This window comes from Streptomyces alanosinicus, assembly GCF_014650595.1.
GTDB classification, from domain to species: Bacteria; Actinomycetota; Actinomycetes; order Streptomycetales; family Streptomycetaceae; genus Streptomyces; species Streptomyces alanosinicus.
Genome location: NZ_BMVG01000071.1, coordinates 1 through 22,894, shown reverse-complemented (window position 1 = coordinate 22,894; position 22,894 = coordinate 1). Strand labels below are relative to the sequence as shown.

Annotated in this window: 19 protein-coding genes and 6 pseudogenes; 21 read left to right on the top strand and 4 right to left on the bottom strand. The window is 69.6% G+C overall.

Annotation, left to right across the window (positions count from 1 at the left end; translation table 11 throughout):
* Positions 1-196, bottom strand: a pseudogene (locus IE277_RS44975) (ribonuclease); the annotation flags it as partial.
* 571 nt (positions 197-767) lie between these two features.
* On the opposite strand from IE277_RS44975, the gene IE277_RS44970 reads away from it, so the two are divergent.
* Positions 768-1,832 carry a S1 family peptidase gene (locus tag IE277_RS44970; protein ID WP_444544864.1) on the top strand — a complete coding sequence of 355 codons (1,065 nt, stop codon included), beginning with the start codon at positions 768-770 and terminating at the stop codon, positions 1,830-1,832.
* Between the two features lie 275 nt (positions 1,833-2,107).
* On the opposite strand, the gene IE277_RS50015 is transcribed toward IE277_RS44970, so the two are convergent.
* Together IE277_RS50015 and IE277_RS50010 are read right to left on the bottom strand one after the other, a co-directional pair.
* Entirely contained in the window at positions 2,108-2,329 is a 222-nt protein-coding gene (locus IE277_RS50015; RefSeq protein ID WP_373311012.1) for a group II intron maturase-specific domain-containing protein, read from the bottom strand.
* 580 nt (positions 2,330-2,909) lie between these two features.
* A pseudogene (locus IE277_RS50010) lies at positions 2,910-3,173 on the bottom strand (DedA family protein); the annotation flags it as partial.
* 598 nt (positions 3,174-3,771) lie between these two features.
* On the opposite strand from IE277_RS50010, the gene IE277_RS44955 reads away from it, so the two are divergent.
* The 15 genes and pseudogenes from IE277_RS44955 (at position 3,772) to IE277_RS44890 (ending at position 18,043) form a co-directional block, all read left to right on the top strand.
* Complete coding sequence (locus tag IE277_RS44955) at positions 3,772-4,665, top strand: sensor histidine kinase (RefSeq protein WP_229882525.1); 894 nt, start codon at positions 3,772-3,774, stop codon at positions 4,663-4,665.
* Between the two features lie 80 nt (positions 4,666-4,745).
* Positions 4,746-5,425, top strand: a pseudogene (locus tag IE277_RS44950) (response regulator).
* A gap of 147 nt (positions 5,426-5,572) precedes the next feature.
* Positions 5,573-5,935 (top strand): DUF1304 domain-containing protein, encoded by a 363-nt coding sequence (locus IE277_RS44940; RefSeq protein WP_189959678.1) that lies wholly within the window; start codon positions 5,573-5,575, stop codon positions 5,933-5,935.
* 153 nt (positions 5,936-6,088) lie between these two features.
* Positions 6,089-6,373, top strand: coding sequence for a helix-turn-helix domain-containing protein (locus IE277_RS50005; RefSeq protein ID WP_373311010.1), 285 nt, complete (start codon positions 6,089-6,091; stop codon positions 6,371-6,373).
* A gap of 898 nt (positions 6,374-7,271) precedes the next feature.
* Positions 7,272-8,183: pseudogene (locus tag IE277_RS49375) on the top strand (reverse transcriptase N-terminal domain-containing protein); the annotation flags it as partial.
* Positions 8,184-8,361: 178 nt separating this feature from the next.
* Positions 8,362-9,099, top strand: coding sequence for a group II intron maturase-specific domain-containing protein (locus IE277_RS49370; protein ID WP_308433486.1), 738 nt, complete (start codon positions 8,362-8,364; stop codon positions 9,097-9,099).
* A 660-nt stretch (positions 9,100-9,759) separates the two neighbouring features.
* The gene (locus IE277_RS44925; RefSeq protein WP_229882524.1) at positions 9,760-10,434 is read left to right on the top strand and encodes a terpene synthase family protein; all 675 of its coding nucleotides are present in this window, start codon (positions 9,760-9,762) and stop codon (positions 10,432-10,434) included.
* Between the two features lie 51 nt (positions 10,435-10,485).
* Positions 10,486-11,173 (top strand): annotated as a pseudogene (locus IE277_RS44920) (transposase family protein); the annotation flags it as partial.
* A gap of 226 nt (positions 11,174-11,399) precedes the next feature.
* Positions 11,400-11,861, top strand: coding sequence for an ester cyclase (locus IE277_RS44915; RefSeq protein ID WP_189959676.1), 462 nt, complete (start codon positions 11,400-11,402; stop codon positions 11,859-11,861).
* Positions 11,862-11,914: 53 nt separating this feature from the next.
* Positions 11,915-12,991, top strand: a complete 1,077-nt coding sequence (locus tag IE277_RS44910; RefSeq protein ID WP_189959674.1) for a beta-ketoacyl-ACP synthase III — start codon at positions 11,915-11,917, stop codon at positions 12,989-12,991.
* Positions 12,992-13,607: 616 nt separating this feature from the next.
* A complete protein-coding gene (locus IE277_RS44905; protein ID WP_229882523.1) occupies positions 13,608-13,904 on the top strand; it encodes an acyl carrier protein in 297 nt (98 codons plus the stop codon).
* Positions 13,904-15,739 carry an acyl-CoA dehydrogenase family protein gene (locus IE277_RS44900; protein WP_189959672.1) on the top strand — a complete coding sequence of 612 codons (1,836 nt, stop codon included), beginning with the start codon at positions 13,904-13,906 and terminating at the stop codon, positions 15,737-15,739. The genes IE277_RS44905 and IE277_RS44900 overlap by 1 nt, the downstream gene beginning before the upstream one ends.
* Before the next feature lie 53 nt (positions 15,740-15,792).
* Positions 15,793-16,899 carry an SDR family oxidoreductase gene (locus tag IE277_RS44895; protein ID WP_189959669.1) on the top strand — a complete coding sequence of 369 codons (1,107 nt, stop codon included), beginning with the start codon at positions 15,793-15,795 and terminating at the stop codon, positions 16,897-16,899.
* A pseudogene (locus IE277_RS50290) lies at positions 16,899-17,126 on the top strand (3-oxoacyl-ACP synthase); the annotation flags it as partial. The gene IE277_RS44895 and the pseudogene IE277_RS50290, both read left to right, overlap by 1 nt.
* Before the next feature lie 98 nt (positions 17,127-17,224).
* Positions 17,225-18,043: a beta-ketoacyl-[acyl-carrier-protein] synthase family protein gene (locus IE277_RS44890; RefSeq protein WP_373311009.1), complete on the top strand. Its 819-nt coding sequence runs from the start codon at positions 17,225-17,227 to the stop codon at positions 18,041-18,043.
* A gap of 310 nt (positions 18,044-18,353) precedes the next feature.
* On the opposite strand, the gene IE277_RS44885 is transcribed toward IE277_RS44890, so the two are convergent.
* Positions 18,354-19,007, bottom strand: coding sequence for a TetR/AcrR family transcriptional regulator (locus IE277_RS44885; protein ID WP_189959667.1), 654 nt, complete (start codon positions 19,005-19,007; stop codon positions 18,354-18,356).
* A gap of 129 nt (positions 19,008-19,136) precedes the next feature.
* Here IE277_RS44885 and IE277_RS44880 point away from each other — a divergent pair, with 129 nt between their 5' ends.
* From IE277_RS44880 to IE277_RS44860, 5 genes are all read left to right on the top strand, one after another.
* On the top strand, positions 19,137-20,099 hold the full coding sequence (locus IE277_RS44880; protein ID WP_189959664.1) for an alpha/beta hydrolase: 963 nt from the start codon (positions 19,137-19,139) through the stop codon (positions 20,097-20,099).
* Between the two features lie 46 nt (positions 20,100-20,145).
* Entirely contained in the window at positions 20,146-21,090 is a 945-nt protein-coding gene (locus IE277_RS44875) for an aldo/keto reductase (protein ID WP_373311011.1), read from the top strand.
* Positions 21,091-21,105: 15 nt separating this feature from the next.
* The gene (locus IE277_RS44870; protein ID WP_229882522.1) at positions 21,106-21,555 is read left to right on the top strand and encodes a hypothetical protein; all 450 of its coding nucleotides are present in this window, start codon (positions 21,106-21,108) and stop codon (positions 21,553-21,555) included.
* A gap of 95 nt (positions 21,556-21,650) precedes the next feature.
* Positions 21,651-22,430, top strand: coding sequence for an NAD(P)-binding domain-containing protein (locus IE277_RS44865; protein WP_189959662.1), 780 nt, complete (start codon positions 21,651-21,653; stop codon positions 22,428-22,430).
* 255 nt (positions 22,431-22,685) lie between these two features.
* The coding region (locus tag IE277_RS44860) for a helix-turn-helix domain-containing protein (protein ID WP_229882527.1) at positions 22,686-22,894 on the top strand (209 nt) is incomplete at its 3' end.

Sequence of the window (22,894 nt, the reverse complement as noted above, 5' to 3'; positions counted from 1 at the left end):
CGTGTGCCTGGGAGGGGAGCTGGGAGTAGCAGACGTTCCCGATGTCGCTGGCGTCAACGACGTTGGTGTGCGCCGTCGTGACGTGGGCGGTGATCGCGACGGCCGGCGTCGCGGCCACCGCGGTCGCGCCGAAGAGCAGGGCCGAGGCGAGGGCGCCCGCGGCGCCGATCCTGGTGATCTGTGGGGGGAAGTTCATGCCGCACAGAATGACGCGCGTAGACATGCCCCAGTCAACACCAAGAGAGCGATGTTTCCCGGAAGTTCACCGAGTCATCTCATGGACATCCTGGTCGCGCCGCTGTCACCGGCCGACCCTTTGGATCCCGTGGCATGCAGGTGCAGGGGCTGCGGCCCGGCCCGCCTTGGGACGACGGGTCCGACCGGCGCCAGAGCCAGGTCCTTGCGGTGATTCGGCTTCAGTCGCATCCCGTCCCGCCTTCGGTCCGACGGGGCCGTTTCCCATTGGCGCGGGGATCTCTCATCCCACACGCCCAGCCTCGACGGGTGCGCTCCGGTGCTCGCACTTTGGAGCCAGGCGGGCGGGGAGCGATGCGAAGGAAGTGTGATTGAAACGTAAACTTTTGCATGCGAGGTGGGGATTCGACCTTGTGCGCAGGTGAAGCGCGTGCGAATACTGATGATCTTGGCATGCACGCAACATCCGGCTGGTTCGGGTCAGTTCGTTCCGGCCGGGCATGTCACACCTCCCTCCCGGGCCCGCACGGCTCCCCGCAGCCAGGGCCCATCCCCCCACGAGAGGCAGCCAGTTGAAGCACTACCGCATATGCCACCCCCGCACGATGCTGGCCGGCGCGGGCGCACTCGCACTCGCCGCCGCCGCGACCCTCACCCTCACCAACGCCCAGGCCGCCCCCGCGACCTCGGCGGCCAGGCTCTCCCCGGCCGCCGCGACCAGCCTGGCATCCCAGCTCAAGACCGGCACCGCCGGCGCGTTCTACGACGCCAAGGCGCAGAAACTGGTCGTCAACGTCGTGGACGAGACATCCGCGGCGACCGTCCGGGCCAACGGTGCCGAGGCCAGAATCGTCAAGCACTCGATGGCACAGCTCGACGCGGCCCGGCAGACCCTGAAGGCCAGGGCGACCATCCCCGGCACTGCCTGGGCCATGGACCCCAGGGCCAACAAGGTCGTGGTGACCGCCGACCGCACCGTCACCGGCACCAAGCTGGCCCGGCTCGACAAGGTCGTCGACAGCCTCGGCGACACCGTCGAACTCCACTACACCAAAAGCGAGTTCAGGCCCTTCATCGCCGGCGGCGACGCGATCTGGGGCAGCGGCGCCCGCTGCTCGCTCGGCTTCAACGTGGTCAAGGACGGCCAGCCGTACTTCCTGACCGCCGGCCACTGCGGCAACGACATCAAGGGCTGGTCCGACCAGCAGGGCGGCCAGACGATCGCCACCACCGAGCAGTCCACGTTCCCGGGCCACGACTACTCGATCGCCAAGTACACGGACAACACCGACCACCCCAGCGAGGTCGACCTCTACGACGGCACCACCCAGAAGATCACCCAGGCCGCGGACGCCGTCGTCGGCGAGCAGGTGCAGCGCAGCGGCAGCACCACCCAGGTCCACGGCGGCACCGTCCAGGCGCTGAACGCCAGCATCAACTACCAGGAAGGCACGGTCAGCGGGCTGATCCAGACCGACGTCTGCGCCGAACCCGGCGACAGCGGCGGCGCCCTCTTCGACGGCACCAGCGCCCTCGGCCTCACCTCCGGCGGCAGCGGCGACTGCACCAACGGCGGCCAGACGTTCTTCCAGCCCGTCCCCGCCGCCCTCCAGGCGTACGGCGCGCAGATCGGCTGACCCCCAAGCCGAACAGCCCCGAGCGACGGCATGAACCGGCCCCGGATCACCCGGAGCCGGTGCCGGCTGCCGCCTCCCGGCGAGATGCATTTTCGCGACGCCCGTCCCACCAGGCCGGGACGGGCGTCGCGGTCTTCCCGGTGCATGCGACGGTTCGAGCCGACAGTGGGTGCTCCAGGAGGGTCAGGGACCGGCGGGGTGGCTTCCGCTCCGTTTGCAGCCACGCCGCTTCAAACCGTATGTGCGTTCTCCCGCATACGGCTTTCCGACATCGTTCACCGGCTGGCATGCGCCGTCGCCCTGCGTACGGTTCCGGTAAGGCGGTAGACCCCGAGTCGGGTGATCCACCCGTAGGCGAAACGGGTGGTCCAGTTCCCACCCCGCAGGCGGCGTCTTCGGCCGGCAAGGATGACCAGCCGCTCGTGGACGTAGCCTTCGACAGCGTTGAACTTCCGTCCGGAGTACCCGTTTCGGAAGTACGCTCCCCAGCCCCGCAGCAGGGAACGGGGTTGAGGTCGGCGATCACGACGGACAGTAGCCGTATGGGCACGGCCCGCCGCCCGGCGAGCGCGTCCTCACGGCGGTGTACGGCGTCGGCACGACCTGGGGCAGCGCGCTGCTCACCTGGAGCGGAGCGCGTGATCCCCCTGTTTCCTCTCATCCTCCGTTCCGATTCGTCGTCAGAAAGGCACCCGCTGCGGACGCCGGAGCGAGGCACTTGAGGTCTACGCCCACGTGTGTGGCCTTTTCCTGGACCAGATGGGCCTCGACCCCGGAAACGAGCTGCGCGGTCTCAGGTCGCCATCCTCCGTGCCGACGCCGTACCCGTCTCGGCCGGCTCGCGCTGACCGGCTCCGCCTCGGCATCTCCAGCGCGGCTCGCGTCGCCGACCGGCGGCCGCGGAGGCGGCGTACGGCGAGAGCACCGAGTCCGGTGACCGCGACGATGCTCGTCACTGCTATCGCGGCCACACCCGGGGCGGCCGCGAGCCGCTGGTCGGACGAGCCGGCGAGATATCCCCGCACCGGCCTCCGCGCTGGCCCACGTCAGACCCGCGATCAGGCTGTACGGGGCGAGATGGCGGTAGCGGAGCCTGGAGGCGCCGGCGACGTGCGGGGCGAAGGTCCGCAGGAGGGGCACGAAGCGGCACACCAGCAGCGCCGGCCCGCCCCACCGCTGTACCACCTGCCATGCCCGGTCCCGGGCCGCTGCCGGTACCCGTCGGCGCAGGCGGCACTTCCGTACCTCGTGGCCCAGACCGCGTCCGGTGCGCTGGGCGAGCAGATCACCGGTGACGACGCCGACGGTGGCGCAGCCGATGACGAGAGGAAGGTCGAGCATTTTGGCATGGGCGAGGAAGCCCACGCACAGCATCAGGCTCAGGGTGGGCACAAAAGCGCCCACCACGAGCACGGATTCCAGCACCACCAGGCACAGCAGTGCGCCGTACGCCGCGAACGGCCCCAGGACCATGAGTAGTTCGGCCGGGCCCGGCAGACCCGCCGGCGCCTGGGAGAGCACCGTCCCGGCTGGCAGGGTCAGCATGCCGTGCCGGGGTACGGCCGACAGGTCCGGGAGCGCGCAGATGCCTGACCCGGGCGGGGGGCAGGTTGCGCAGCACGAGGCTGTCGCCGACGCCGTAGCGGGCGTTGAAGTCGTCCAGCATGGTGGCCACCACCCGGTGCCGGGCCGCCTCGGCGCGATCGGCCAGCAGGGTGCGCATCGCCTCGGTGCCGAGGTAGGCGAAGTACGTCAGGTGCCCGCCGGGTTTCAGGACACAGAGGTACCGGTCCAAGGTTACGCGCACCGTGTCCGGTTCGAAGTTGGCGAACGGCAGGCAGGAGACGATCACGTCGTAGCGGCGGTCCAGTTCGGCGTCCGTGACGGACTCGGCGATGATCCGGATCCGGTCCGATACGGCCGACAGGGCGGGGTCGGTGTGCAGCGCACCCGGCAGGAGGTCCGCGAAGCGTGCGCGGCCGCGGCCATGACCGGCGCTCTGGTGATCCAGCCCGCACACAGCCTGTGGGCGCCGCGCACCTACGGGCCGCTGCTGCCGCCCGCGGTGGTGATCGCGCTCGGGCTGTGGGCCGGCAGCCACCGACGCCTGGTCGTCTCGCTCGGCGAACAGGTCGAGCACCTGCGCATCGAGCGTGAACTCCGTGCCGAGCAGGCAAGACTGGCAGAGCGCGCGAAGATCGCCGCCGAGATGCACGATGTGCTGGCACACCGCCTGACCGTCCTGGCCCTGCACACGGGTGCCCTCCAGCGCCGGGCCGCGCAGTTGCCGGAGCCGGTCGCCGAACGCGTCCATCTGCTGCGCCATACCTCCACCGAGGCACTGGCAGACCTGCGCGACGTCCTGGGCGCCCTGCACATGACGGACACAGAGGAGCCCCGGTCGACCGGCGCCGGGTCCGAGGACCTGCCCGCCCTGCTGGAGGAGGCACGAGGCGCGGGACAGCGCGTCGAGTCGGTCATCGAGGGCGTCGCGGTCGCCGTGTCCACCAGCCACCGGCTGGCGATCCACCGCGTCGTACAGGAGGCGCTCACCAACGCCCGCAAACACGCGCCCGGTGCCCTCGCCCGGGTCGCGGTGCGCTACGGGCCGCCGATGTCGACGGTGGTGGTGGACAACCCACCCGGGACCCCGTCCGGCGCAGGGCCGGTGGCCAGCGGCTTCGGACTCGTCGGGCTGACCGAACGGGTCACCGCGCTCGGCGGCCGGCTGGAATTCGGACCGTCCGGCGCCGGGGGATGGCGGGTGAGTGCGCAGATCCCGACGGGAGGGGGACCCTCCCGCTGTGACCCGTCCGACGCCGGTGCCGCATGAGGCCGGACGGAACGAAGACCTACACAGACAGATGGAGCATGGCGGGCCGAGAGACAGGGACAGGGACAGGGACAGGGACGATGACCGGCACGGCGCACACGGACAGCACCCTTCGGGTACTCCTCGTCGACGATGACCGCCTGGTCAGGCTCGCTCTCGCCGACATCCTCGACGACGATCCCGCCGTCACCGTGGTGGCCCAGGCCGCCGACGGCGCCGCGGCGGTCGAACTGGCAAGGACCCAGCGGCCCGACGTGGTTCTGATGGACATCCGCATGCCGGGCACGGACGGCATCACCGCCACCAGGCGGCTGCGTGCGCTGCCCGATCCACCCCAGGTGGTCGTCCTGACCACCTTCGACCTCGATCAGTACGTATATGACGCGCTGGCCGCGGGGGCGTCGGGCTTTCTGCTCAAGGACACCGATCCCAGCGAGATCATCCGCGCCGTAGCGGTCGCGGCGGACGGCCAGGCCATTCTGCACCCGGCCGCAGCCCGCCGCCTCATCGACCGCTACCACCAGGACACCCGCCACGCGACGGGCCAGGAACGGGCCCGCATCGACCGGCTGCCCCCCGGGAGAAAGACGTTCTGACCTACCTCGCCGACGGGGCGTCGAACGCGGAGATCGCCGCAGGGCTCGGGATGAGAGCGAGCACGGTGAAGGCGCACGTCAGCCGCATCCTGTCGGCACTTGAGGTGGGCAACAGAGTGCAGGCCGCACTCTGCGCCCGCAGCGCCGGAATCGGCGGTCGTTGACTGCACGGCAGCTGTAACCGCGGCGCAAGCGATGTGTAACGACCTTGGGGGCAATTGAGTGGTGGGGGGCTCTCGTCGGCATGCCCGGCGCCGGGCCTGGCTGATCCGGGTATGGGTATGGGTAAGCGATGTGCAAATCTGTTCTCCATGTCGATCATTGCAACTGTCGTGGTGCTGCTCATTGCCGCTTTGCACGCCTACATCCTGGTCCTGGAGATGTTCCTGTGGACCGGTGCGCGGGCCCGGGCCGCCTTTGGGACCAGCCTCGAGTTCGCCTCCGAGACGAAGGCGCTCGCTGCCAATCAGGGGCTGTACAACGGCTTCCTCGCTGCCGGTCTCGTGTGGGGCGCGGTGGCGTCTGGTCCCGTGGGCTTCCAGGTGAAGGTGTTCTTCCTGGTGTGCGTGGCCGTGGCCGGCGCGTACGGCGCCGCCACGGCCAGCCGGAAGATCCTCTTCGTGCAGACCGTTCCGGCGCTGGCGGGGCTGGCCCTGGTGCTGGCGGCCCGCTGAGTGTCGGCCAGCACATCGTGCGGGGCTGACGAAATGTCAGTGGCGGGCGGCACGACCGGGAGATGTGACGTCTGCCCTGAACCCTGCCGCCCTGTCCCATCCTGCCTTCACCGGGATCCCCGCCAGCACTTCGCCGAGCCCGTCTTCGAGCTGGTGCCGCGCTGGGAGGCGGCACGGGAGTCGGACCGGGAGTCGGACCGGGCCGAGCGGCGCGGAGGAGAACGCCGGCGGGCGGCCGGGGCGGGCCGCAAAGCCAAGCTCGTGTTCACCGACCGGCTGCTGGTCACGCTGACCCATCTGCGGCACGATCTGCCGCACGCGGCTCTGGCCGAGCTGTACCGGGTGGACCGCTCCACCGTCTCCGCCGCGGTCCGCGAGGTGCGGGGCCTGCTGGCCGAGCGCGGCTTCGCCGTCCCGACCGGCCCCAGATACGCCTGAAGACGCTTGAGGACGTCTTCGCCTACGCCGAGGCCGAAGACGTCGGGCTGCGGCTCGACGGGGCCGAGACCCAGCGCCGCCCGCAGGCAGGACGCCCGGGACGCGGGGTGTTCGTCTCAGGAAGACGGAAACAGAACACCATCAAGACCACCACGTTCAGCGACCACCAGGGACGGCTGCTGCTGGCAGGCGTGGTTCGGCCCGGCCGCATGCACGACCAGAGTGCGACACGAGGGCGCACGCAACGAGCGGTTGCGCGGAAAGGAGGCCGACTGATGTCGGCGGCGTAATCCCAGGCCAGTGTCCAAGTGCCTGTCCCCACTCCGGCATGCGTCGCTGGTAACGGCGGGGTGTGAAGCCCGGGGGGAAAGCCCAAGGGCCACCGATCCATCCGGTGGCTACAGGCGAGGGGAAGACCGGACGGATGAACGAGAGTGAACCCTCGACGATGCTCCGTGATGCATCACCTCGGTTGATGGATGGCACCACCGGGGTTTAGGAACCGGCCGTTGTGAGGCGGCAGGCGGCGGCTGGGGATTTGGTACCGGCCGTGTGGACACCGCCGTTCCCGGAGTAGAGGGGGCATCCAACCCGGTCGCATCTCGTACGTGCGCAACGTGACAACCCCGACGGGGTCCGGCCAGCAGTCAAGGCCGGTAAGCCGACCGCGAGGAAGGCCCAGCTCCCCGGCGGGCGCAGGACGGTCCAAGAAGCGAATGCCGGCGGCCGAAAGGAAGCGGGAAACCGGGACAGGATGATCGGCTCCTCCGCCGATCGTCCCGCATAACCGGCCGGACAGGGGCAGTTGCTCCGACCCGAAAGGGTGCTGGCGTGGACCGGGTGAGCCCGTGAAGACCGATGACCGAAGACGACGGAACCGAGGGACAAGTTGGACACCATGACGGCGCAACCGAGAGTGGCCAGCGAGGCTGCCACGACAGGCGCCGCCGCGGTGAACGGACCCGAGGACGACCTCACCGACTGGCTGTCGATCGACTGGCAGCAGGTCGAAGAGGACGTACGACGACTGCGGCAGCGCATCTTCACCGCATCGCAGGCGGGGGACCTCAAGAAGGTCCGTAACCTGCAGAAACTGATGCTCCGCTCCCGCGCCAACACGCTGCTGAGCGTGCGACGCGTGACGGAGGTCAACGCTGGCCGAAAGACGGCGGGCATCGACGGACGGACGGCGCTTCTGCCCCAGTCCAAGGCCGAGTTGGCCGACTGGGTGCAGCACCGCTCCCGACCGTGGACTCCCAAGCCCGTCAGACGCGTGTTCATCCCCAAGGCCAAAGGCAGGCGCCCTCTCGGCATTCCTGTGATAGCTGACCGGGCACTTCAAGCTGTTGCGGTTGGTGCGCTGGAGCCCGAGTGGGAAGCACGGTTCGAGCCGAGATCCTACGGATTCAGGCCGGGCCGCGGCTGCCACGACGCGATCGAAGCCATTTTCGACACCGCCAGCGGGAAGAACCCGCGCAGACGGTGGGCGCTCGACGCGGACCTGGCAGCGGCGTTCGACCGAATCGACCATCCCCATCTTCTCCGGCAGCTCGGCTCGTTCCCCGCCAGGGGACTGGTCGAGCAGTGGCTGAAGGCGGGAGTGGTCGACCAAGGCCGGTTCGCCCCGACCGAGGAGGGAACCCCGCAAGTCGGGGTGATCAGCCCCGTCCTGCTCAATGTGGCCCTGCACGGGATGGAGGAAGCCGCCGGGGTCCGCTACTTCGCAACGGGCAGAGATGCCGGGAGCGCGGTGCCGGGCAGCCCCGTGCTGGTGAGATACGCAGACGATCTTGTCGCGCTCTGCGAAAGCCGCGACCAGGCCAACCAGGTCAAGGCGCGGCTGGCGGCATGGCTGGGACCCAGGGGGGCTGACCTTCAACGAGGACAAGACGCGAGTCGTCCGCCTCGAAGACGGGTTCGACTTTCTCGGTTTCAACATCCGCCGGTATCGCAGCGGCAAGCTGCTGATCAAACCGAGCAAGGCGGCCGTGCGGCGCATCCGGGAACGGCTCGCCGCCGAGACGAGGGCCTTCCTGGGGGCCAACGCCGAGGCGGTGATCGGCAAACTCAACCCCATCATCCGGGGCTGGGCCGCTTACTACCGGACGGCAGTGTCCAGCAGGACTTACGCCCAGATGGACCACTACGCGTTCAAGCTCACCTACAAGTGGGCCAAACGCAGCCACCCGAACAAGTCGAGGCACTGGGCTGTTGACCGGCACTTCGGCAGGTTCGACCGTTCCAGACGCGACCGGTGGGTGTTCGGCGACCGCGACAGCGGCACCTACCTTGCCAAGTTCGCCTGGACGAAGATTGTCCGGCACCAGATGGTCAAGGGCAGGGCGTCTCCGGACGATCCGGCCCTTGCCGACTACTGGACCCAGCGGCGCCGCCGCCGGAAACCCCCGCTGAGCATGACCGGGCTGCGGCTTCTCCAAGCCCAGCACGGCCGTTGCCCGCTCTGCGGGGACCTCCTGCTGCACGCCGACCACGAGCCTCAGAGCCCAGACCAGTGGGAACAATGGCTCAAGGTCATCCGCAAGGCGGCCCGCCGACAGGCGATCGCTACCAGCGGAGCGGGAACGCCGGACGTACTCGCCGCACCCAGCCTCGTGCACGCTCACTGTCGACGCCGACTCGACACCCGACCAGCACTTCTGCCTGCCCGCGAGCCCACAGGGGCTTGCTTGAGCCCGGTGCGTTTAACGGCGCACGCCGGGTTCTGAGGGGGCGGCGGCGCAGCAATGCGCCGCCGCTACCCGACCCGCCGTGCGCAGCGAGGGCATCGCCGAGCAGCTACGCCTACGCCCCACCATGAAGGCCGAGGTCGACTCTGGATACCGCGGCCTCGCGAACGAGTTCCCCAACCGGGTCTCGGCCCCACCGGAGAAGCCGAAAGAACTGACCGACGAGGACGCCCAGTCACTGAGCACTACGGCCGGCGCGAGGCAAAACGGCTCCAGTCCGCGGCCCGGATCTGCGTAGAGCACACCAACGCCGAACTGCGGCAATGGGCGCCGCTGCGAGCTTCACCAAACGCCGCGAAACCTACAGCGAAACCCACCGCGCCATGGCCACTCTCGTCTCCGACCGCTCCGCGAAACGCCCCACTCACCGACGAACCAGCACCGCCCTCGTGCCCGCCCGCACCAGGACCTGCTGAATCACCCACCGGTCGAACCCCCAGGCCGGCCTGCCTGAATCTCAATTGCTCCCAAGGTCGTCAGCTCTGCCGGGCGCCGCTCTGGTTGCCTTGCGTGGCCGAGGTCAGGTTGTCGATCCTGTGTTCCTGGCTCTTGCCCTTGCTGTCGATGGCTCCGCTGTACGTTGCGTCCGCGGCTCTCGCCGCCGCACTGTGCACCGAGCGGAGTGCCTTTGGAGGGCCTGTGCCGCAGGACATCGAGTTCGGCCTCCCCTTCGCACCGCGAATAAGCCCGGATCTTGACGGCGCCCGGCGCCGCGACCTCGACTGGGTCCGGAAGATGAGACTGGTCGTCGGCCGCCAGGGCCTGGACTGGTATCGCTCCTGGGACATGGCTCGCCTGGCCGCCTACGGCTTCCCCTACGCGCGGGGCCCCGAACTCGATCTATGCACCAATGCCATGGCGTTCTCCTTCATCTTCGATGACCAGTTCGACGGCCCGTTGGACCTCGTGCCCCACGATGTCGCCCGCCACAGGTCCGCGAACGCGACCGAGCAGGGATCGGCGCAGGTCTCCGGCCGGGCGCCGTGGACGATGGAACAGTACCTCCAGGTACGCCGGGGCATCGCCGCCAACGCGCTGCCTCTGTCATTGGGCGAACACGCTGCGGGAATCGCACTCCCGGCGGCTGCATTCCACAGCCCTCAGCTGCGGATCACGCGGGAGACCGCGGTGGACATCACGCTGATGTGCAACGACGTGTACTCACTGGAGAAACTGGATTGTCGGCCACCACACCTGGCAGACCCAAACACTGCGATACCGCGCCGCCCTGAAGACATTGCCCGACTCGGGCCCCGGCTACTTCGAGAACATCCTCGGCCAGTGAACCTCTTTCATCCTGTCCTGGCCGAGTGAAATGGGCTGGTCAGATGGGGTGACGTGGCGAAGCCCCTCGTCGTTGGTGTACGGCGTGAACTTCGCTCGGTCTGGCGGGGGTTGGGCTGCTTCAAGCAGGCCCCGCTGGTTCTCGCACACCTGCGGAAGAATGAGACGTCGGCCCAGGCCGGCGCCGGGTTCGGAGTCTGCGAGGCAACGGCATGGCGGTATGTGCACGAGAGCGTCGAGGTCCTCGCCTCGTGGGTGCCGAGGCTCCACGAAGCCCTCGCCGGTCCGGACGAAGGCGACTTCGTCATCCTCGACGGCACGCTCGTCCCCACCCACCGCATCAAGGCAGACGAGCCGTACTACTCGCAGAAACACAAGAAGCACGGCATGAACGTCCAGGTCATTACACGTCCGGACGGCACACAGCCGTGGTTCTCACGCGCGACGCCGGGCCGAACGCACGATCTAACCGCCGCCCGCGCCCACGGGCATCGTCCAGGCCTGCCTCGCCCGCCGGATCCTCGTCCTGGCCGACCACGCATATCAGGGTGCCGGCGCCACGATCCACACCCCCTTCTACGGACGTGACCTGCCCGAGCACTACCAGAACCACCACCGCGACCACACCCGCCTGCACGCCCCTGGCGAACGCGCCTTCGCCCGCCCCACGTCCTGGCGACTGCTGCCGCGAGCACGCTGCTCAACCAACCGCATCGGCAGGACCGCAGCAGCCGCGCACGCTCTCTCGACCTGCCAACACTCAAGATGAAAGAGGTTCACTGAATCCTGCTGCCGGCCAGCGCGGCCAGGAACGCCCTGCGCAGTTCCCCAGGCAGGACATGCCAAGCCGCCGCATCGCCCTGTCTTGAATTCACACGCTCACAAGGTCGCGACCCGTGCGCGTCAGACATCGGTCTGACCATCTGTGCGTGGCAGACCGTGCGGCGCTGTACTGACGCCCGACGCTGTGTGAACGCCCACTTTCTGGAGGAGCCGTGCCGGCAGCATCGGAGTCGTCAGCAGCGCGAGAAGCGCGTGCCCGTTCCTCGTGGCCGCAGGAGTACGCGCGGATCTGGGCGGGTGCGTGGAACTCGCGCGATCCGAAGCAGGTCATCGGGTTGATGACCGGTGACGTGGTCTATCAGGACGACTCCTGGCCCAGTGTCATGCGGGGGCCGGATGACGTTCGGTCGTGGCTGGAGGCGTTGTGGACGGCCTTCCCTGACCTGGAGTTCGAGGTGCCCGAGGTCTACATGGCCCCGGACCACTCGGCGGCGGCCCTCCACTGGGTGGCGCGAGCCACCCATCGGGGGCAGTTCGGCGGTGTGGCTGCCACGGGACGTCGTATCGAGGTGGACGGAGCCGACTTCCACCTCCTCCGGGACGGCAGGATGCACCGCGTTCGGGGGATCTACGACAACGCCGCCCTGCTGCGTCAGCTGCAGGGCGGCGAGTGACAGGCGCGCACGCCGAGCCCGTACGGCAGGACTGCTCGAGACAGGAGGCGACGATGTCCGACGTCGCGGTCGTAGCGGGGCTGGGATCCTGGCTTCCGCCGAGAACAGTGAGCAACGAGCAGTTGTGCGCCCGCGTGGGCGGGTCGGCGCAGTGGATCGAGCAGCGTGTCGGGGTCCGGCGACGCCATGTCGTGAGCCCGGGCGAGGCAACCTGCGATCTCGCGGTCCGAGCAGGCGGTCGGGTCCTCAGGGCGGCCGGCGGCGCCGGGGTCGACGCGGTGGTGCTGGCGACCACGTCGCCCGATCGGCTGTGCCCGGCGACGGCGCCGGAGGTGGCGTCCCGGCTGGGATGCGGGCCGGTACTCGCCTTCGATGTGTCCGCCGCGTGCAGCGGGTTCCTGTACGGGCTGGCCGTCTGTGCCGGCCTCGTCTCGGCGGGGCTGGCGACCCGGGTCCTGTTCATCGGTGCCGAGGCGTTCACCACGCTGGTGAATCCCCTGGACCGAACGACCGCGGCGGTCTTCGGGGACGGTGCCGGAGCCGTGCTCCTGCGGGGCGGCACTCTCGATGAACCAGGGGCCTTGGGTCCGTTCGTTCTGGGCAGCGACGGGGCCCGCAGTGACCTGCTGGCTGTTCCGGCGGGCGGGTCACGCCAGCGTTCCCGCTGTGGTCTCGGCCATGACGGCCACGTCCCCGATGCCGACTGGTATCTCGCCATGGCAGGACCGGCGCTCTTCCGGCAGGCTGTCGTGCGCATGGCGGAGTCCTCACGGACGGCACTCGACCGAGCGGGCTGGTCGCTGTCCGACGTCGATGTGTTCGTGGGACACCAGGCCAATCTGCGCATCCTCGACGCGGTGTCCGAGCGGCTCGGCATCCCACACGAGCGGGTGGCGGTCAACATCGGCAGGGTCGCCAACACTCTGACCGCCTCCGTCCCGCTGGCCCTGGTCGACGCTGTCGTCGAGGGACGGCTCCGCCCCGGTCACCGGGTCCTGCTGTGCGCTTTCGGAGCCGGTCCGACCTGGGGAGCGACGACACTCGTCTGGCCGGAGATCCCCACCGCCCATCTCATTGGATCCGGCGCCGTCTCCCGCAGCACCGGGACGCACGCGGCGGTGCACGACTGATGACGGGGGCTCGGGACCCCTCCACCCGGCGCCTGGCCGTCCGGGGGACGGCACTTGCCCACGGCGGCCGGAGTGCTCCGACCACGCGTCCGCCGGAAAGAGGCCGCCGGGCCGGATCGGGCAGCCGGCCTCCCCCTGCTCCTTCTCCGGATCGGGCAGCCCGGCCCCCCTGACTCCCGCGCATCCGTGTGCAGGGGCCCCGCACCGGCCCGGTGCCGGAGTGACCAAGGCGCCCAGGCGGTCAACGGCTCGAAGATGACCTGCCGCCCAGGCCCCCTCGTCGCGCATCACCGCGAACGGACCGCCCGCACGTAGCCCGCGCGGAAGGCGCCGACAGGCCGGGCCTGCGCGGCCATGTACCACCGGAGTCCCGGCAGAACTCTTCGAGCTGCCGGGAACCGGCCCCGCGCCGGATTCGCTCCCCACGCTGCCAGAGATCGCTTCCCGCCAGAGTCATCTCCCACCGTTCGACGTGATCCATGCCGTGCTTGCCGACTGTCCCACCTCTCCGGACACACCAGACACACCGAAACGGCGAGCCACCCCCGTGGCCACCTACGTGACCCCCGTCAGGACCTGTCCGCAGTGCACCAGCCCCGTCGCAAAAGAGGCTCCCGTGAAAGACACCCCCACGAACGACAACTGCATGCAGGGCAGTTGCACGAAACACGTCTACACCCGTCTGTCCGAACTTCTCACCTCGAAGTTCGAGGTGTCGCCGGCCGACATCAGCTGGGAGGCGGTCCTGGAGGATCTAGAACTGGACTCACTGGCGCTGGTGGAGCTCGTCATGTCAGCTCAGGAACTGTTCGGTGTCGCACTCGACGACAGCGAGGTCACCACGCACCAGACCCTCGGTGAGGTCGTGACCTGGATCGGCGAGCAGCGGGCCCTGGAACACGGGGCCTCCTGATGAGCCGCTACACGGCGCCCTCGGGCGTGGCCGGCGCGCGCAGGGCGGTCGAGGCTCTGGTGGGTCTGGTGTACGGAGGGACGTTCGCCGACGTGCACGAGGACATCCGGGCGGCACTGCTCGACGACGTCTTCGACCACCGCGAGGGGCTGACCGAGCACGAGGCATGCGCGCTGTCGTACGAGCGGGTGCGGTCTCTGCGCAAGCGACTCGATGTGCCCGGCGACATCGCGTCGGACCCGTTGCGTCTGTTCGCCCTGATGGAATGGACCTGCCTGCTCGACACCACGGCCCACAGCCTGTTGTCGATCCACTACGGCCTCGCTCTGGGGACCCTGCACGCCCGCCGATCGGGCCGAAGCGATCTCGACGACCACATCGAGGAACTCGCCTCGATGGCGTCGATGGGTGTCTATCTGGCCACCGAACTGGGTTACGGCAACAACGTGGCGGCGCTGGAGACCGAGGCAGTGTACGACTCCGTCGCCGACGAGTTCGTGCTCCACACGCCCTCTGCGCGAGCCCGGAAGTTCATGCCCAACGCCGTGCACCGGGACGGCGTGCCCAAGCTCGGTGTGGTGCTGGCCCGGCTGAAGACCTGCGGCACGGACGAGGGGGTCTTTCCCTTCGTCGTCCGGCTCAGTGACCGCGCCGGGCCGTGCCCCGGAGTACACGTCACCCCACTGCCGCACAAGCCCGGCCTGTCGCTCGACAATGCCATCACCGCCTTCGACCACGTCCGGATACCCCGCCGCAACGCGCTCTTCGATCCCACCACACATCTGAGCCCCGACGGGGTGCTCCACTGCCCGCTTCGCAGCCACAGGTCCCGCTTCCTGCACGCGGTCGGTGCCGTGGCCACCGGCCGGGTGGGACTGACGGCAGCTCTGGTGGCCTGTGCCCGGGCCAGCCTCGCCATCACGCTCGGCTACTCCTTCCAGCGGCACAGCTTCGCACCCGGCCGCATCGACGTGCCAGTCATCGAACACCGCGTACATCAGCGGGTGTTGTTCCCGGCACTGGCCGCCACCTATGCGATGACCAGCCTGGTCAACGAGGTCAAGCGGTGTTTCGCGGCCGCCGGCCCCTGCGCCGGCACGGAACTTGAGGACCTCCTCGCAGTGACCAAGGCCGTCGCCTCGTGGTCGGCCGCCGAGACGATACATCTGTGTCGTGAACGCTGCGGCGCCCAGGGGATGTTCGCCGTGAACCGGATCGCCGATTACGTCGGCGTGACCCAGGGCGTGGTCACCACCGAGGGCGACAACCTGGTGATCCTGAGCAAGGCCGCGGGCAACCTGCTGGGTGCCCGTGCCGTGGACACCGCTCATACGGCCCCGCCCGGCGCGGACGACCGTGACCTGTACGACCCACGTACGCTGCTGGGCCTGCTCGGTTTCCGAGAGGAGACCCTGCGTCAGGAAACCCGAGAGGACTACGGTCGCCGCATCCTCGCCGCGACGGACCGTCTCACCGCCTGGAACGAGGTCAGCACACCCGCCCTGGCCATGGCCGGCACCCGCGGTGCCCGGCTGGCCCTCGGCCAGTTGCTGACCGACACCGACGCGGTCACCGATTCGCACGCTCGTCACGCCCTCACCCTGCTCGCCACCCTCTACGGTCTCTCGGAGATCTCCCGGGAATCGGGCTGGTACCTCGCACACCGCGCGCTCGCCCCCGGCGACGTCCTGCGCATTCCCCGCATGATCGACGAGCTGTGCGCCCGGACGCTGCCGTACGCCCGCCTGCTGACGGACGGGTTCGCCTTGCCCAACAGCGTTCTGCGCACCGCGATCGCCGACGACTACCTGGGCCATTACTCAGCCACCGGCTGAACTCCCGACCCGCCCGGCGGACAGGAAACCCCGTGAATCAGACAGGAACACCCGTGCACAGGGCTGGCGGCCAGGCCCACCTCGTCACCGGAGCCACCGGGCTGATCGGCGCGGCCGTGGTCCTCCAACTGCTGACGGACACCGACAGCGACATCTGGTGCCTGACCCGGCCGCGCGGAGCCCGGGCCGCCCGGCAGCGTCTCCACCAGGAGCTGACCCGGGCTGCCCGCCTCTACGGCATGGCCGACACCGCCGACGCCATCGCCCGCCGGTGCCACGCGCTGACCGGCAACCTCGACCGTCCGCTCGACCCGGGAACCCTCACTGCCCTGCCCGAGATCTCCCACATCTGGCACTCGGGTGCCTCGCTGCGCGCCGAGGAACTCTTCGCCGACCAGGTGCGCGAGGTCAACGTGGAGGGAACCCGTCGGCTGCTCGACCTGTGCCGCGGGCTCGGTGCGCACTTCAATTACGTCAGCACCGCCTCGGTCGCCCCGCGCCGGGAGGGCCTGCAGCACGAGGCCCCGCCCGACGCGACCTCGGTCCTCCACAACGTCTACGAGCGTTCCAAGCGAGAGGCGGAGTTGCTCGTCATGAACAGCCCCACCCCATGGCGGATCCTGCGTCCCGTCATGGTCGTCGGCCACAGCCACACCTACGCGGCGACCACGTTCTCCGGCCTGTACGCCTTCGCCCGCCGGCTCCACCGCTTCCGGCGCGCGTACGGAGCCGCCCTGGAGGACCGCCGTCCGGCCCTGGTGGGGGCGGCAACCGCCGAGGTCCACTTCGCCCCGGTCGACCAGGTGGCACGCAACGCCGTACACGTCGGGCTCCACGGTGCGACCGGGTACTTCTACCACCTGGCCAACAGCCGGACCCTGAACGTGGCCGACCTGTACACCACGGTGTTCCGGTGGTCCGGACTTCTTCCGCCACACTGTGTGCCGGCCGGCACACCGCTCGCCGGCCCGGACCGGGAACTCAACAGGCACATGGCCGGATTCACCGACTACTTCTCCAGGCGGGAGCGATTCGACTGCACGCGCACGCAAGCCGTCGTCGGGCCACAAGCGATGTCGATGCCCATGGACACCACCACCCTCACCGCCCTGCTCGACTGGTACGGGCAGCAGGTGTCCCGCAGCAGGAGCCCGGCCTGATGCCCGGCCGCACCATCGCCGTCACCGGGCTCGGCCTGATCACGCCGGCGGGCATCGGCGTCGCGCAGAACTGGGGACGCGTCCTCAGCGGCCGGGCCACCGCGACCCGGCTCGCCGAATTCGCGGGACTCCCCGTCGGCATCGGCTGCCGGGGGCCCGATGCCGACGCCTCCCTCCTGGACGGCAGCAGAACCCGGTTCTGGCGCCTGGACCGGTTCATCCGGTTCGCGCTCATCGCCGCCACGGAGGCCCTTCGTGACGCAGGGCTCACCCCCGGAGCGACCGACGCGGGCCCGACGACGTCTCCCCGCTGGCCCTGCCCAACATGGCCGCGGCGCAACTGGCCATCCAGTTCAAGGCCACGGGCCCCAACCTCACTCTCAGCACGGCCTGCGCTGCAGGCGCCAACGCCATCGGCACCGGCACCGGCCGCATGCTCCTGGCCGCAGGCGCCGCGGACATCGTGCTCGCCGGCGGAACCGAGGCGACGCTCACCCCGTACTTCCTGACCGCCTTCGCCAGAATGGGCGCGCTCTCGCGCAGCAGCACACCCGAGAGTGCCTCACGCCCCTTCGACGCCGCCCGGGACGGCTTCGTCATGGGCGAGGGCGCCGGAGTCCTCGTTCTGGAGACCGAGCGACACGCACAGGCACGCGGCGCACTCGTACACGCCCACCTCGCCGGATACGCCGCCAACGCGGACGGCTTCCACGTCACCGCCCCCGATCCCAGCGGAGCCGGCATCCGACAGGCCATGCGCCACGCACTCGCCGACGCCGACGTGGTCAGGGAGGACATCGGCCACATCAACGCTCACGGCACATCCACACCCCTCAATGACACCATCGAGAGCAAGGCGATCAGCCGCATCTTCACCCACGATCCACCCGTGACCTCCACCAAGGGAGTGACAGGACACACTCTGGGCGCATCGGGGGCGATCGAAGCCGTGTACACGGTCCTCGCCCTCCAGCACGGCGTGATCCCCCCGACTGCGAACCTGACGACGCTTGACCCCGAATGCCCCGTCGACGTGGTGCACGGCCGACCGCGCCGCACCCGCGTCGAGGCGGCACTGAGCAATTCCTTCGGCTTCGGAGGCCAGAACGCCGTCCTCGTCTTCGTCCGGAACGGACCTCCGTAGCCGGAGGCAAATCCCGATACCAGCCCATGTCGGTTGACACCCACAGGGGCATCAAACTCGCTGTCCGCTACGAGGCAACCGTCCTCGTTGCCGCCGTCAAGGCCCTGTTCTCCCGAGGCTGCCACGAAGTGACAAGCAGCTCTCTGTAGCGGATCTGGACCCTCGTGAACCCCGGCGGGCGGCTGGGCAGACCAGGTCTGAACGACCCCGGCTCTTCCCGCCCCAGTACGACCACTCCTGCACCCGTCCTCCCGTACCGGGCCTGCGGCAGCGGCTCGGCCCGACCGCATCGCAATCGTGATCCGGCACGTCAGGGGATCTGCGCCTCGATGTGGGCGAGGTGGGCGGCGAGGATCTCCTCGAACGCGGCGCGGCGGTCTGCTCCGAGGGGGCGGATGTCGCGGGCGAAGTGGGCCAGGGCGGGGAAGCGCTCGGGGTCGGCGCCGAGCACCGCGACGCGGAACTGCTCCATTCCCTGTTCGTACTCCTTGGGGGTGAGGGTGCCGATCCCGGCCTCGGAGGAGATCAGCGCGGCGAGGAGGATCACGATGCGGTGGTAGCGCGCCGGGACCTCCTCGTCGGGCAGGCCCGACGCGCGCAGGGCCTGCAGCAACTCCTCCATGACCAAACGGGAACCGGTGCCGCCGGACCCATAGCGTCCCCACACCGCGGCGAGTTGGAGCTGCTCGCCGAATGCCTCGCGCAGGCGCAGGGCCAGGGCGGTGACGCGCTGCTTCCAGTCGCCCTCGGGGTGGTAGCCGTCCATGGTGGCCAGCAGGATCCGATCGGCGACCGCTCGCAGCAGCTCGGTCTTGTTGCGGAAGTGCCGGTAGAGGCTGGAGGAGTCGGTCCCGAGCGCCGCGGCGAGCTTGCGCACGCTGAACGACTCGGCGTCGTCCGTACGCAGCAGTTCCGCCGCCGTGTCCAGGATCTCCTCGGTCGACCATCGCCGTCGGCCAGTCATCTCGCCCCTCTCGTCATGCTTGAGTCTAACCTATGCACTTGCCGATGCACGCGGTGCGTGCATACTGAGGGCGATGCACTTCAACCACGAGGACACACCCGGCACTTGACCGGGAGGGGAGAAGGACACATGGGTGAGACCACGACTGCCACGCGGCCGCCGGAGCCGGACTTCTCGGCGATGACAACCGAGGAACTGCTCGCCTATCGCGACGCGGAGAACCGCTTCCGGGCCTCCGGCGCGGCGCGGGCCATCTTGGGAGAGCCGCACCCCGGCGCCGCGATCGACTGGCAGGAGATCGCACTGCCCGGCCGCGACCTGCCGGTCCGGGTGTACCGGCCGACCCCGACGGGAGACGGCGAGGCCACCGCCCGAACCGACCTGCCACTCGTGGTCCATGTCCACGGAGGCGGCTTCGTGGGCACGGCGGCGCAGTGCGACTGGACCAACAGCCACCTCGCCGCCCGGCTGCCCGCGCTCGTCGTCTCAGTCGAGCACCGCCTCCTCGCCTCCGGCAGCCCGCTCGCGAACGCCGTCGAGGACGGCTGGGACGTGCTCGAGCACGTGGTGCGGCACGCCGCGCGGTGGGGCGTCGACCCGGCACGCACGGCCGTGTTCGGCGAGAGCTGCGGCGCGCTGATCAGCGCCCTGACGGCCATCCGGGCCCGAGAGGTCGGCCTGGAGCTCACGGCGCAGGTACTGGTCAACCCCGTAACCGACGTGACCAGGACGATGTTCGACTACGCCTCGATGGCCGAGTACGCCTACAGCCCGACCCGGGCCCTGCCGCTCCTGCGGTTCTTCCGGCAGCTCGACGTCCCACCGGAATACGACGCCCGCGCGGTCTCGCCGCTGTACGCGGACGACCTGAGCGGGCTCGCCGCGGCGCTCGTGGTGGTGCCCACCCAGGACGCGGTCGCCGACCACGGCCGCCGCTTCGCCGATCGGCTGCGTACGGTCGGCACACCAGTCCAGCTCTCCGAATACCCGGGCGCAAAGCACGCGTTCCTCACCCTGCCCGGCGTAGAACCTCAGGCCGAGGCCGCCCAGACGGAGATCCTCCAGTTCCTCCGCACAGCCCTGGCTCGGTGACGGAGGAATGATGCACTCCACCACCATCGGACCCGATGGCCCGGACATGTGCCGTCTCGGCCTCGGCTGTATGAGCATGACCGGCAGTTACGGCACCGCCGACCTGCACGAGGCCACGGCAACTGTGCTGGAGGCGCTCGACTCGGGTGTCACGATGTTCGACACCGGCGACTTCTACGGCGACGGAGCGAACGAGGAACTCCTCGGCCAGACCCTCGCGCCGTACCGTGACCGGGTCGTGCTGGCCACCAAGACCGGTGTCCGCCGTACCGTCGAGGGCCTGGCTCCCGCCGGTTCACCCGCTGATCTGCGACGTGCTTGCGAAGCCTCGTTGCGACGGCTGCGCACCGATCACATCGACCTGTACTATCTCGCCCGCATCGACCCCGCCGTCCCCGTCGAGGAGTCCGTCGGCGCCCTGGCGGACCTGGTCGCGCAGGGCAAGGTGGGCCGCATCGGCCTGTCCGAAGTCTCGGCCGACACGCTCCGCCGCGCCCACACCATCCATCCGATCAGCGCCGTCCAGACCGAGTACTCGCTGTGGGAACGCCACGTCGAAAACGACGTCCTGCCCGTGCTCCGCAGCCTCGGCGCCACCCTGGTCGCCTACAGCCCTCTCGGCCGCGGCCTGCTCACCGGTGCCGTCCGCGCCACTACGCGCTACGAGCCCGGCGACTTCCGCGCCACCGCTCCCCGCTACAACGGCGACGACCTCACGGCCAACCTCGCCATCGTCGACGCCATCGCCCGCCTCGCTACGGCCAAGGGGGCCACCCCCGCCCAGGTCGCCCTCGCCTGGCTCCTCGCCCGCGGCAGCGACGTCATCCCCATCCCCGGCAGCTCCCGCCGCCCGCACCTGCGCGACAACCTGGCCGCCCTCGATCTGCACCTGACCGCGATCGACCTCGACGACATCGACTCCGCCGTGCCCGACACCGGGGCCCAGGGGGCCCGATACAGCGACCACGGCATCGCCCTGATCGACCGATGAAAAGAAGCAACCCTGATGGCGAACCCACCCGATGCACGCGGGGCGCTGGGAGCAATGTACGCGGGCCTTGCGCTGACTGTCCTCGCGACGATCGCCACGTACGTCGACCGCGGCACCACCCATCTGCTGGCCGATCACATCCGGGCCGGCTACCCCACGTACCCCCAGACGCGGGTCAACTCGGCCGTCACCACCTACCTGGTCGTGTTGTCCGTCATCGGAGCGCTCGGCGTCCTCGCCTGGCTCACGACGGCCTGGGCTGTCAAGGCAGACAAGCGGTGGGCCCGCCCCACCGCGACCGTGATGTTCGTGATCGGCACCAGCGTCGGCCTGACCGGGCTGCTCACCAAGGACACCTCAGGCGAGACCGGCCTGCCGCCGGCGATGGGCTGGGCCGGGATGATGCCCTGCCTGGCAGGCGTCGTCGCGGTCGCACTGCCGTGGAGAAGACCGCGACTGACGTGACGCCGCCTCCGTTCGACTCCGCAAGGCGAGGGGCCGACGCCAACCATCGCGACCACATGGACCCGCACCAACACGGGCAAGGACTACCGCACACCATGGAGGAAGACACCGTGCAGAGCATCGGCATCATCGGAGTGGGCGAGATCGGCCGGGCCATCGTCGAGGGCCTGCGCAACGGGGGCGGTGCGTCGCCCGACGTCTTTCTCTCTCCCCGGGGGGCCCGCACCGCCGCCGAACTGTCCGAGCGCTTCGAGGGCGTCCACGTGTGCGCCGACAACCAGGAAGTGGTGGACCGCTCCGAGGTGGTGATCATCGCCGTGCGCCGCCAGGACCACCACGAGGCGCTCGCCGGGCTGAAGATGGACGATGACATGACCGTGGTCAACCTGATGGCCGGCATCGCCACCGATGACCTGCGCCGAACCCTCGCCAACGGCGCCCCGATCGTCCGCGCCATCCCGCTGCCTGCCGTGCGCGAGCGCCGCTCCGTCACCGTGACCTGCCCCTCGCACCCGGTGGTGGACTCTCTCTTTGAACAGCTGGGCGGAGTACTCCCCGTCGCGGACGAGGGCGCCTTCAACGTCTTCTCCGCCCTGACCGGGACACTCACCGCCCACTACGCCTACCTGGCCACGCTCACCTCGTGGGCCACCGGCCACGGCATCGCCCCCGACGCCGCCGACCGGTACGTACGCGGCCTCTTCCAGAACGTCGGCCGCTCCCTGAGTGACGAGACCCGCCCTCTGTACCAACTCGCCGCCGACCACGAGACACCCAAAGGGAACAACGAGCGCATCCGCACCACCTGGTTCGATCCGGCCAACACTGCAGCCCTCAAGAAGGCCCTGGACGGCCTCCTCGTCGATCTGCAGTAGTACAAGCGTCCGGCTGGGACGTGCATCCAGACCGGGAGCGGCGACTCCACTGCATTCCTCTCGCAAACGGTCCTTTGCACGAGCAAGATCAAATACGTGCCGCCGAAGGCCCCAAGGCCGGTTCGGGTGCTCGGGGGCGGGTGCTGGACGGTGGTGTTACGGGCACGGCCGAGCCGTGACGAAGACGGGCAACGGGTCGTGTGTCGACTGGCGCGGGCACGCAAGGCGCCTCGTGATCTGGTGCTGCGGGCCCGGATGGTCGAGCTGGGCTGGTTCGGGCAGCGAGTGGCTGCCATCGCGGATGAGTTGAGGTGCAGCCCCAAGACAGTCGGCCGCCGGCTGCACCGCTTCAACCATCTGGGCCTGGACGGGCTGGATGACCTGGGCGGCCAGGGCCGCAGCGACGGATCACCGAGGCGGAACGCTCCCAGGTCATCGGCCTGGTCAGGCAGTCTCCGCCGGGC

What these genes read in the sequence shown, in the direction of transcription:
- IE277_RS44865 (WP_189959662.1), top strand. Translation starts at nt 21,651, where the DNA reads ATGGAGGAAGACACCGTGCAGAGCATCGGCATCATCGGAGTGGGCGAG.
- IE277_RS44940 (WP_189959678.1), top strand. Translation starts at nt 5,573, where the DNA reads ATGTCGATCATTGCAACTGTCGTGGTGCTGCTCATTGCCGCTTTGCAC.
- IE277_RS44880 (WP_189959664.1), top strand. Translation starts at nt 19,137, where the DNA reads ATGGGTGAGACCACGACTGCCACGCGGCCGCCGGAGCCGGACTTCTCG.
- IE277_RS44885 (WP_189959667.1), bottom strand. Translation starts at nt 19,007, where the DNA reads ATGACTGGCCGACGGCGATGGTCGACCGAGGAGATCCTGGACACGGCG.
- IE277_RS44875 (WP_373311011.1), top strand. Translation starts at nt 20,146, where the DNA reads ATGTGCCGTCTCGGCCTCGGCTGTATGAGCATGACCGGCAGTTACGGC.
- IE277_RS44900 (WP_189959672.1), top strand. Translation starts at nt 13,904, where the DNA reads ATGAGCCGCTACACGGCGCCCTCGGGCGTGGCCGGCGCGCGCAGGGCG.
- IE277_RS44910 (WP_189959674.1), top strand. Translation starts at nt 11,915, where the DNA reads ATGTCCGACGTCGCGGTCGTAGCGGGGCTGGGATCCTGGCTTCCGCCG.
- IE277_RS44870 (WP_229882522.1), top strand. Translation starts at nt 21,106, where the DNA reads ATGGCGAACCCACCCGATGCACGCGGGGCGCTGGGAGCAATGTACGCG.
- IE277_RS44890 (WP_373311009.1), top strand. Translation starts at nt 17,225, where the DNA reads ATGGCCGCGGCGCAACTGGCCATCCAGTTCAAGGCCACGGGCCCCAAC.